This is a genomic window from Saccharopolyspora sp. NPDC002376, from assembly GCF_053593195.1.
The window spans coordinates 24584-35697 of sequence record NZ_JBSFBZ010000069.1 but is presented as its reverse complement, the minus strand read 5'-3'; the positions used below and the strand labels follow the sequence as shown (position 1 = coordinate 35697).

Below are 11114 nucleotides of genomic sequence, written 5' to 3'. Positions count from 1 at the left end.
GGTCAGCAACTACACCGGCAGATCGGTGGCGTACTCGTCGATCTCAAGGAACGTCTTCGCCCCGGCAGCCACCGCCAGCACCGCCAGAGCCAGCAACGACGGCAACCGGTACCGCACCCCACGCCCATCACGGGGATCGGTCACCGCCCCCAACACCCGCCACAGGCCGCCCACCCGGCCCCGCACAGACTCGACGGTCAGAGTGGGTCGATTCAGCACAGCAGGGATCAGGGAGGATGAGGACACGAGGGCGCGGCTCCCTGGGTAGAACATCAAGGCTTGGACAACCCGATGATCTCCCACCGAGACCGCGCCCTCGCCTTGTGTCCAGCCTGGTCAGAGAACCGCCGCAGCCCTCAGATCAACTTTGCACACGCCCAGACAAACACCCTGACCAGTTACACGGGGGGAGCTCACTCGGACTGGCAGACGACGTGTCGGGACCGAGCTGGAAGGACTGGCCGTGGTCACGGCGGGATAGGACGGGCGTTTTTGATGTCACGCCGTATATAGACAAACGGCTGTCCGAATAACTATGGTTCTGGTTCCATGAGACCGAGGCACACCCTGGCGGTGGCGACCGACGACGACGTGACGCGGCAGGCACTGGAATCGGGGCGGGACGCGTGGTGGCGGTACGCGGACGAAATCCTCGGCCACGTCCGGATGCCGTACAACGCACTGCAGACCGAGGACCTCAACGACCTGGACGCCTCGGTCGGAGTCCTCCTCCTCGCCACTCCCAGCGCGGTGGGCCGACGTGAGGCCGACGCCGCTGAGGCGTGGGTGCGCGCCGGGGGTTCGCTTGTCCTCACGGGAGAGCCCGGCCTTCTCGCGCGCCTCGCGGGCGTGCGCACCGCTGAGCGGCACGACCACGGGTCCGTTGGGTTCTGCAGGCACGCCGCGTGGACGAAACCACCGGCCGCGCTGCACGCTGTGGGCGGCGTCGGTCTCGACGCCGTCGACGACGAGGTCGAGGTGCTGGCGCTGTGGGATGGCCCCGAACGCCGGGCCGCCGTCACCGCGAGGTCCGTCGGAGGCGGGGTGGTGATCACGCTGGGCGTCGACGTGTGGCAGTCGGTCGTACGGATTCAGCAGGGCTATGCCGTGACCGGAGACGGCGTGCCGGCGGCGGATGGCACGGCGCCGCTGGACGACGGCGTTCTCAAGGCGGAAGACGGGCTGGCGCTCGACCTGGAGTCGGACCGCCGCATGCCCACCGACGATCCGGCTCCCCGGGACTTTCACCACAAGTTCCCCCCGTCAGCTGCGGTGCCGATCTTCGACCGGCCGCAGGCCGACCAGTGGCGCTCCGTTCTGCTTCAGGTGCTGTGGTGGGCCGCCGAACGGGCGAACGTGGTGTTGCCGTGGCTCTACTACTGGCCTGCGGGAGTTCCCGCCGTCGCGCACATGTCCCACGACGCCGACCGCAACGACCCAGACGACGCGCGGGTCGCGTTGGACACGTTCGCCGATGCCGACGTGACGGTCACGTGGTGCCAGCTCTACCCCGGTGGCTACGGACCCGAGATCTATCGCGAGATCGGCAGCGCGGGGCACGAGAACGCGTTGCACTACAACGCGATGGGTGACGCCGATCTTGCCGTGTGGAGCCGATCGGCACTGCGCGCGCAGCACGCCTGGGCATGCGCGGTGACAGGTGAAGAGCAGCTGATCACGAACAAGAACCACTACACCCGCTGGGAAGGCTGGTCGGAGTTCTACGCGTGGTGCGAGGACGTGGGAATCCAGATCGACCAGTCGCGAGGTCCGAGCAAGCTCGGCACCGTCGGATTTCCGTTCGGTACCGCGCACGTCTCCTTCCCCCTCGGCGACGTGAGCGCCGGCAACAAGCTGCTGAACGTGCTGGCGCTTCCCCTGCACACCCAGGACCTCGGTGTGGCCACCCATGTCGCCGCCCGCGAGGTCATCCTCGATGCGGTTCTGGAGCAGCATGGGGTCGCACACTTCCTGTTCCACGGCGCGAACCTCCGGGCGATACCGGGCACACGCCGGGAGTGCGTGGAGCTGGCACGTGCCGTCCGGGCACGGGGGATGCTGTGGTGGACCAGCGCTCGCATCAACAGCTGGGAGCGCGCACGGCGTGGAGTGCACCTGAAGCTGAGGGAGGTGGAGCACGGCTGGCGGATCGACATCTCCAGCGCGCACGCCCTCCGCGGTGCGGCCGTGCTCGTACCGGTGCCCCGCGCGGACGCGGCCGTCAACGGGTTGACACTGTCCGGTCCCGCGTCCTCGTCGCGGGTGAGCAGGCACGGACGTGACTTCCTGGAGCTGTCAGGTGATATCCCCGCCGGGCACAGCGTCTGGTACGTCCGGACCGGGAGCCGCCGCCCAGCGGGGGAGGGTTCCCGCAGCGAGGTGCTGGCTCTCGACGGTGGAGTCCCCGTGCGCACTGCCTCGTTGCCACACGTGTCCGATTCCTTGGGAAGAACGCTGGGTCACGAGGAGGCGCAGGCGGCCTACGACGTTGTGCTCAGTGGACGGCTCAACGCGACCGTCGGGGAGCAGACCACGGCGTTGGAAGAGGAGTTCGCCGCGCGTTACTCGGTGCGGCACGCGATCGCCGCCAGTTCCGGTACCGCAGCCTTGCACCTCGCGGTGGCGGCGGTGAATCCGGAGCCGGGGGACGAGATCATCACCACCGGTCTGTCGGACATCGGCAGCGTATTGCCGATCCTCGCGCAGAACGCGGTCCCGGTCTTCGCCGACGTCGACCCGCGCACGGGCAACCTTGATGTCGCGGCCGTCCGGCGGTTGATCACCGACCGGACCCGAGCGATCCTGGCCGTGCACCTTTTCGGCATCCCCGCGCCGGTCACCGAACTGCGGGAGCTGGCCGACGAGCACAACCTCCTCCTCATCGAAGACTGTGCACAGGCCTATCTCACGCGGACCGCCCCGCACGGGCGGCTGGCGGGCACGGTCGGCCATCTCGGGTGCTTCTCCTTGCAGCAGTCCAAACACGTCACCGCGGGCGACGGTGGTCTGGTGATCACCAGCGACGACGCGCTGGCTCGCCGCTCACGCCTGTTCGGCGACAAGGCGTGGCCGCGTGCCGACGACCGGCGGACACACCTGTTCCTGGGGCTGAACTACCGGATGACCGAGCTCCAGGCGGCCGTCGCGCGCGTGCAGTTCGGCCGCCTCGATTCCGTGGTGGAGCGTCGGGTCGAGGCCGCCGCCACGGTGCAGAGCGCTGTCGAGGAGCTTTCCGGCCTGTCCACCGCGCCGCACGAGGGCACCACGTACTGGCAGTTTCCGGTCTACCTCGACGTCGCCGCCGCCGGTGCGGACGCGGTGCGCTACGCCGAAGCGCTCAGGGCAGAAGGCATTCCAGCGTCACGCGGCTACCTCGAACGCCCGCTGTACCTGACGCCGCTGTTCACCGGCCCGCACACCTACGGCGACTCTGGTTTCCCGCTGCGTGGTCGTCCGGTTGACCGCGCGCAGGTACTGGCACCGGGGCTGTGCCCGCACACCGAAGCCCTCGTCGCCCGGCGCCTGCTCGTGATCCCCTGGAACGAGCGGTACACCGACGGTGACGTGACGGACATTGCGACGGCCCTGCGCAAGGTGTACCGCGCCTACGCCCGTTCGTGACCTCGCCCGATGTCGTCACCGGGTGGGCTCGTCCAACAGCCGGTACATCCTGCGTGGACGCCCCCGCCCGGTCTGGGTTCCCGAGGGCACCGGCCACGCAACGCCCTGCCGGACGTAGTTTGCGAGCAGCCGCCGTGCAGTCCTGATGTTGATCCCGAGGATGTCCGCCACCTGTTCGGAGTGGACGACCAGTTTGCCTCCGCCGTCCCCCTGCTGCGCGGCCACCGCTCGGACCAACGTGCCGAACGTCTCGTCGACCGCCGGGCGCGCGGCGACGACGGACGAGGCCCCCTGTTCGAGGAGCACCGTGCCGCCGTCGGTGTCGACGATCGCCGCTCCACGGACCGTGCCGCGGTCGGTCAGCACCTGCAGTCCCTGCTCAGCGCAGGCCTGCGCCTCCGCGACGGTGGTGCCGAACCCGACGCCGACGTGCAGGTCGACACCAACCTCGTGCCGGATGGCGTCGACCAAGGGGGCGCGGGAGAAGTACTCACTCGCGTGCGCGAAGTCCTCGGCCGTGGTGAGCAGCGCGAAGGACACCCCGTCCCATCGGGGGAGGACGACGCCGCGCAGTGTCGTCGCCGCCTCCACCAGGGCAAGGTGGAGTGCGAGGCGGACGGTTTCGGTGACCTCGCGATCAATCCGCGTCGCTCCTGAGATGCGCAGCAGCATGAACGCGGTCCGCGTCCTCGCCGCCCGCTGCCACACCGCCATCAGCGCCGCACTGCTCGTCGCGGTGCGGATCGACGCCGCCGACGGCAGCACCCGGAACACGGGGACCTGCTGCTCCTGCAGACCCCGCGCGACGGAACCGATCGTCGTGAACGCCGCGGTCGTGCGGCCCTTCTTATACGCCGACACGTGCCAGTCCAGGAAGGTGGACACCGTCTGCGGACTGCGGTATTCCTTGATCATCACGTTCTTTGCGGGCATCCCGGCGTCGGCCAGCGCCTGCCGCACCTCCTTGCGCGGCAACGAGTCGATGCTGATGCGGGTGATGTCGACGCCCTCGCGGCGTTGAGCCCTGAGCAGCACCGCCAGCAGGCTCGAACCCGACAGCGGCACTGCGGTGCAGGGGATCGGGATGTCGACCGCGTGGCGCGCCAGATCCATCGGCCACTGCCCGACGAACAGCAGCGCGTCCGCCGCGTCGGCGATCTGCTTGACCTGGGGGCCGACGTCGTCCTCCGACTCGTACGCCGCGCCGATGAGCCGCACACCGGCGAGGCCATCGAGGTGCGATGAGCCCGTGGCCAGCATCCCCTCGACGATGTCGGGTGGGCCCACCACACCGATGGCCACCGGGAGTCCGGCGATGTCGAACTTTTGGTGCATCCCACCATTTTCCCGTACGTCTCGCCAGCTCACCACGCGCCTGCCAGAAGTTCGCGCAGCGTGTCGGCCTCGGCCGCGAGGCGTGCGGGGTCGTCGTCGGGAACAAACTCCAGCAGGAAGTCGGCCGGCGGGGCGACTTCCGCGCGGAGCCGTCCGATCGCCTCCGGCCACAGCGCCGCCTGCGCGCGCAGCGGCAGGCGGGCGCCGTGCGCGTCCCGCGCGAAGACGTGCACCGCACGCACCAGACCGGCCGTGGTGTCGAGGTTGCGGAGGACGGCCCGGGCGGGCAGGCCGACGGGTGGCTGCCAGTGCAACCCCAGCCTCGGGTGTGCCGTATCTTCGACCAGCCGACGAGCGTCCTCGGCGTGCTCGGTCAGGGTGCCGTGGTGACATTCGAGCGCCACCGTGAGTCCGCTGTCGTCGCACGGTCCGCGAGATCGCGCAGCTGGCCGATCGTCCGGTGCCGCTCGGCTGCCGACACGCTCTCGCGCGGGGCGGAACCCGCCCACCCGGATCCGAGGGGCACCCAGGTCCACAGCCGTGCGCACGGTGTTCGCGAGATCGTCGGCGAACGTGGTGCCGCCCACCCGGAGATAGCTGCCGTAGGAGGCCACCCCGAGTCCGGCCGACGAGGTCGCAAGCCGGGCTCGGGCACCGGCGTCCCCGCCGGGCGGGACGCAGGGATCACCTGCCCATTCGACACAGACGAGTTCCGCCGCGGAAGCCACCCGGAGCACTTCCGCGACGTCCAGGTGGCGGAAGGCCACCGAGCACAGCCCGGCGCGGCCCGCCGTCACGACCCCTCTCACGCCGGACGTGCCGAGCGACCGGCCGTGTCCCACTCGACGTGCGGGAGCAAGGCCCGGATAGACCCTCCCAACACCATGGTGATCTCGTGGTCGTCCAGTCCGGCGAACAGGACCCGGCCGAGCGAGTAGCGGACGTCGATGAACGGTTGGTCGGAACCGAAGATCACGCGGTCGGCACCGACGGCATCGACGAACCGCCGTACCCACCAGCTCGTCATGAAAGTCCCGCACAGTTCCAGGTAGAGGTTCGCCCGCTCTTGGGCGAGAGCCGTGACCTGGTCGAAGTGCGCACGGATCGTTCCAGAATGACCGAGCAGGATCGGCACCCGCGGGTATCGGTCCGCGACCTGCGCGATCAACGACGGGTCGTCGTGGGCGGAGCCGGACCAGGAATGCACCAGCACGGGCAGCCGGTACTCGGCGGCGTACTCCCACGCCGGTCCGTAGCGCGGTCCGGTGATCGGATACTGGTGCAGGTCCGGGTGGAGCTTGATCCCGACGAACCGTGGGTCGCCGCGCCGCCGGGCGATCTCCTCGGTCGGATTCTGGTGGGGATTGAGCACCATCAGCCCGTGCAGCCGTCCCCGCGAGGCGTCGACCGCCGCCGCCGTATCGTCGTTGCCCGCGGTCGCGTCGAGCTCGATGCCCAGGTGGGTCGAGACCAGGTTCGTCGCGACACCGACCCGGTCCATGACCCGGACGACCTCCTCGACCCCGTGGTCAGGGATGAAGAACCGACTGTACGGGCCGAGATGCGTGTGCGCGTCGATCACCTGCAGCCCGTCCAACGGCAGTCCGTCGAGGACACGCTGCTGTAGCCGACGCGCGATCGTGTTGCTCACCGGGCTCGCCTTCCTGCCATCAGGCGGTCGAAGTTTCCCGTCGCCACGGCCTCCTCGGCGGCGCCGTCGAGCCGCGACAGCCGTAGCCGCACGGTGGCGTCCACGGGATCGCGCAGTGGCGCGCCCGTGCCGAACAGCACCCGGTCACATCCGAGTTCCCGCACGATCCACTCCAGACCGTTGTGCGAGCCCAGATAGGACAGGTCGACGTGGACGTTCGCCCGTCGCCGCATGACCGCGGCGGCCTCCCGCAGCGTGCGGTACCCGACGGTCGTCACCACGATCGGCAGCGCGGGATGAGTGTCGGCGAGGGCGTCGATCCGTACCCATCCCAGCTGGTCCAGATCCACCAGCAGCGGTGCGTTGTACTCGGCCGCCACGCTCATCACGTCACCACCCGCGGGACCCGACGGGTCCCAGCCGTGATCCTCCGGACAGATCCGGAGCGCCGCCACGTCCGCGGCGCGCATCATGGCTATCAGCTCCTCGGGACAAGGCATCTCCTGACAGGTTCCCGGCACGAGAACCCAGCAGGCGCGGAGCCGACCAGTGTTGTCGATCGCTTTGGACAGCGCGAGGTTCCCTGCGTGGGCGTCGTGCCGCCACGCCAGGCTCGACACGACCACCGAACGTGCGATCCGCAACGTGTCCATTACGTGGAGCAACTCGTCCGGATGCCGGTACCCGGGGCCCTGCGGAACCGCGCCCAGCATGGTGTTGATGTCCACTGGGCCGGTCCCGGACACCGTTGTCACCGAACCCACCGTCGTACCGCTTCGATCGCCTCGGCGACGTCGGACATCTCGTCGGCCGGAGCGAGCAGCAGGGGCTGCGGCAACCACACGACGCTGCGGCACGCATCCTCGACCACGCTCAGATGGAGATCGGCGTAGCGGTGCGCTTCGCGGGTGCCGTCCCAGCCCGTCGCGGCCCGGTCGAACCGGCCCTCGGCGAACACCGGTTGCCGGTAGAGCGGTAGCGGGTAGCCGGCCGAGGCCGGTATCCCGTGGTGTCGGAGAAGTTCGACGAACCGGTCCCGCGGCACACCCGCGAAGGCCTCGGAGTCATAGCGGAACGCGTACAGGTGGTGGGCGTGCGTGGTCGCCCTGGGGTCGCGCGCCAGCGGCTGGATGCCGTCCAGCGATCCGAGCAGCTGATTCAGCCTGCCTGCGGAGGTCTCCCTGGCAGCGATCTGATCATCGAGCCGCGTCAACCCGGAGAGCAGGATCGCGGCCTGCCACTCCGTCAGCCGGTAGTTGCCGCCGAGTTCGTGGTGTTCGTACCAGGCGCCATCGGCGGTGCGGCCGCAGTTGTGCAGGCTGACAGCCGCGGCATGGAGGTCGGCGTCACGAGTGGTCAGTGCGCCACCCTCGCCTGCCGAAAGGTTCTTCGACGACTGGAACGACCACGAGCCGAAAGCTCCCTCACCGCCGACCGGGCGCCCCGACCACCGTGCGCCGTGGGCGTGTGCCGCGTCCTCGATGAGTGCCAGCCCGTGCCGGCGGCAGAGGGCGCCGATCGCGTCCAGATCGGCGGGCTGTCCCGCGAAGTGGACCAGGATCACGGCCTTGGTCCTGTCGGTGACGGCCTCTTCCAGCGCCGCGGGTGACAGGTTCAGCGTGGCGGGATCGACGTCCGCGAAGACGGGCACGGCGTGTGCCTTGAGCACGGCTGAGGCGGTGGCGAAGAACGTGTACGGAGGCACGATGACCTCGTCGCCGTGGCCGATGCCCAGTGCCTGCAGGGCGATCTCCAGGCTGATCGTCCCGTTGGTGACGGCGACCGCGTGCTCCACCCGGAGGTATTCGGACCACGCCTGTTCGAACCGCTGTTTGAGTTCGCCGTCGGCGGCCGACCACCGGCCCGATTTCAGGGCGGACCGTAGCATCGTCGACTCGGCGTCGTCCCACACCGGCCAGGACGGCCACGGCGTGGTTCTCGCGGGCGAGGGTATGGGAGCGTTCATCGAAAACTCCAATCGGCGGGAACCCGTGCCTTAGGCAGGGGAGGAAGTCAACTGCGAGGTTCACCGTTCCCCGGTCACGGAGTGTTCGGCAGTGTGGAAGCGGAGCGGAGGTCGGCGACCGCGACGCCGTGGCCGCTTGTGGCGGACTCGTGGGCGGCGGCGAGCACCGCGGTGGTCACGGCCGCCTCGCCCAACGGCACGAGCGGGTTCCTGCCCTCGCGGTGCGCGCGCACGAAGTCGGCGAGGCAGTCCCGGACCGAACCGGCGGCCTCCCCGTGGACGGTGCGTTGCACCGCGAACGACGGCCACTGCATTCCCGAGTCGGTGCAGATCTCCAGCTGGTCACGCTTGCGGTCGATGTGAACCACTCCTGCGGTGCCCACCACCTCCAGGTAGGAGTCGACCAGCGTGGGGAAGCTGTTCGGATAGACCCAGCAGGACTCGAAGGTGGCGACGGCGCCACCGTCGTAGCGCACCTGGATCTGCATGGCGTCGGGCGTATCGATGCCTTCTTCCCGCAGCGCTCCGTACACCGCGGTGGCGAACACCTCCGTGGGGTACTGCCCGATGATCCACGTGATCAGATCGATGTCGTGGCTGGACAGGAACCATGCGGACGTGGTCGTGGCCGACCAGCTGAGCATCTCCCTCGCCACCGAGATGCGGTCGTTCTTGTGGGCGTAAGCCATGAGCGCTCGGCCGAGTTCCGGGGCGCGCCGCCGTGCTTCCGCGTACGAGGGCACCCACCGATGGTTGAACAGGCACCCGGCGCTGCGGCCCGAGTTCTCGGCGGCGGTGACCATACGCCCGGCGTCGTCGAGGGTCGTGGCTAGTGGCTTCTCCACGAGCACGCTCTTACCGGCGTCGAGCGCGGCGATCGCGATGTCCGCGTGCTCGGCGTCCGGCGTCGCCACCACGACGGCGTCCAGCTCATCCCTGGTGACGAGCTCCTGCCATCCAGCGACCGCGTCCGCCGACGGCAGCTCCTCGGCGAGGTCACGGGCGGACTGCCCACCTCGGCTGGCGACCGCGAGGACGTCGACCCCGTCCATCGACTGCAAGGTGCGTGCGTGAAACCGGCCCATGATGCCGGCTCCGACGATTCCGACTCTCATCGTGCGAGCTCCTTCTCCCAGTCCTGGACCGCCGCTGCGAGCGCGTCCTCGGCGGATTGGTCACTGGTGAGGAAGGCACGCACCCTTTCCTTCAGCGCATCTCGCAGCGCCGGGTCTTTTCCCGTCCCGAGCGGCAGGCTTACGGTCTCGGACAACTGCTCGACCACGATGGCGCGTGCGGCATCGACCGGGGTGCCCGTGTCGATCTTGGTGAACAGCGGATCGTCGAGCGTCGAGATCGTCGACGGGAAGATCGGAACCAGCGTGCAGAACTCGAGCTGGTTCTCACCGTTGGTCACGAACGCGGCGAACTCGCTCGCCAGCTTCGGGGCGGCGCTTTCCTTCGTCACCGCCAGTGTCTGAACTCCGGAGAGGATGTACGTCCCGTTGCTGCCGGTGACGTCCTTGGCGACCGACAGCTTCTCGTACACGGCAGGGGCGTTGTCTCGCATGGCCTGCAGGATGAAGGGGAGGTTGCGGACCGAGAAGGCGGCGAGTCCGTTGTCGACGGTCTGCGGGAAGTTGCGTTCGTCCTTGCTGACAGAACCAGGGCACACACCCCCGGACCGGTACGACTGCCGCCAGCGTTCCAGGATCTCGGCGGCCTCGGCGGTGTTGAACGTCGCCTTGGTCTTCGTCGGGTCCAGCATCTGGATCCCGTGCTGCTGGAACACCTCGATGCTGGGAATGGCGCTGAACCCGCAGGCGTCGGTGGATTCAGCGATCCGATCGGCGAAGTCGAGTGCCTCCTCCCACGTGGTGGGTCGCTCGTTCCCGAATCCTGCCTCGGTGAGGATCTCGTCGTTGTACCAGGAGACGGTGGCGCCACCGCTGTACCAGGGAAGCGCGAGCAGCGCGCTGTCACGCCGGCCTGAGTCCAGCAGGCCGGGCTGGTAGTCGGACAACGCGCTCTCGGGCACGTGTGGTGTGAGGTCCGTCAGTCGCGCGGCGAACCGGTCGAGTGTGGGGCTATCGAGGTTGACGACGTCGGGTCCGTCACCAGAGGCGAAGGCGGCGAGGAGCCGGGTGGCCATGTCGCCGCCGGGCACGTCGACCCACTCGATCGTCACCCCGGGGTGCTCGGACTCGAACTGGTCGATGAGCCCCTGTACGTAGGGCTCGTAGTTGGTCCGGAGGTTGATCGTCCAGAACTCCAGTGTCGTCGGGCCTTGAGAAGGTTCGTCTCCACCGGCTTGGTCGCGCGAGTTGGTTCCGGCGATGCAACCGGCTAACAGGAGGGAGGTGAAGACAGTGGTCGCGACGACTCGCCGCCAGCGCCGTACCGATCGGATCATGCCGGTCTCCTTATGGGGAAGCGTCGGTTTTGGGCAGTGAAACAAGTTCTTGACACGCCGTGGACGGTTCCTTACGGTGCATTAAATCCAGACCGTAGATTGAGTTACGGCGGAGCGTAAAAGCCAGCCTT

General features: G+C 68.8%; 9 protein-coding genes. 1 reads left to right on the top strand and 8 read right to left on the bottom strand.

Going from position 1 to position 11114, the window contains the following annotated elements:
• Positions 1-9: 9 nt before the first annotated feature.
• A complete protein-coding gene (locus ACWCO2_RS32115) occupies positions 10-186 on the bottom strand; it encodes a transposase family protein (RefSeq protein ID WP_450131545.1) in 177 nt (58 codons plus the stop codon).
• Positions 187-549: 363 nt separating this feature from the next.
• On the opposite strand from ACWCO2_RS32115, the gene ACWCO2_RS32110 reads away from it, so the two are divergent.
• Positions 550-3621, top strand: coding sequence for a DegT/DnrJ/EryC1/StrS family aminotransferase (locus tag ACWCO2_RS32110; RefSeq protein ID WP_450131544.1), 3072 nt, complete (start codon positions 550-552; stop codon positions 3619-3621).
• 15 nt (positions 3622-3636) lie between these two features.
• Here ACWCO2_RS32110 and ACWCO2_RS32105 read toward each other — a convergent pair whose 3' ends face one another.
• From ACWCO2_RS32105 to ACWCO2_RS32075, 7 genes are all read right to left on the bottom strand, one after another.
• A complete protein-coding gene (locus ACWCO2_RS32105) occupies positions 3637-4956 on the bottom strand; it encodes a hypothetical protein (RefSeq protein ID WP_450131543.1) in 1320 nt (439 codons plus the stop codon).
• Positions 4957-4985: 29 nt separating this feature from the next.
• Positions 4986-5753 carry a sugar phosphate isomerase/epimerase family protein gene (locus tag ACWCO2_RS32100; RefSeq protein WP_450131542.1) on the bottom strand — a complete coding sequence of 256 codons (768 nt, stop codon included), beginning with the start codon at positions 5751-5753 and terminating at the stop codon, positions 4986-4988.
• 8 nt (positions 5754-5761) lie between these two features.
• Positions 5762-6607, bottom strand: coding sequence for an amidohydrolase family protein (locus tag ACWCO2_RS32095; RefSeq protein WP_450131541.1), 846 nt, complete (start codon positions 6605-6607; stop codon positions 5762-5764).
• Positions 6604-7362 carry an amidohydrolase family protein gene (locus ACWCO2_RS32090; protein ID WP_450131540.1) on the bottom strand — a complete coding sequence of 253 codons (759 nt, stop codon included), beginning with the start codon at positions 7360-7362 and terminating at the stop codon, positions 6604-6606. The genes ACWCO2_RS32095 and ACWCO2_RS32090 overlap by 4 nt, the downstream gene beginning before the upstream one ends.
• Positions 7359-8573: a DegT/DnrJ/EryC1/StrS family aminotransferase gene (locus ACWCO2_RS32085; protein WP_450131539.1), complete on the bottom strand. Its 1215-nt coding sequence runs from the start codon at positions 8571-8573 to the stop codon at positions 7359-7361. Before ACWCO2_RS32085 ends, ACWCO2_RS32090 begins: the two co-directional genes overlap by 4 nt.
• Positions 8574-8647: 74 nt before the next feature.
• The gene (locus tag ACWCO2_RS32080) at positions 8648-9688 is read right to left on the bottom strand and encodes a Gfo/Idh/MocA family protein (protein ID WP_450131538.1); all 1041 of its coding nucleotides are present in this window, start codon (positions 9686-9688) and stop codon (positions 8648-8650) included.
• Positions 9685-10983, bottom strand: coding sequence for an ABC transporter substrate-binding protein (locus tag ACWCO2_RS32075; protein ID WP_450131537.1), 1299 nt, complete (start codon positions 10981-10983; stop codon positions 9685-9687). Before ACWCO2_RS32075 ends, ACWCO2_RS32080 begins: the two co-directional genes overlap by 4 nt.
• Positions 10984-11114: the final 131 nt, after the last annotated feature.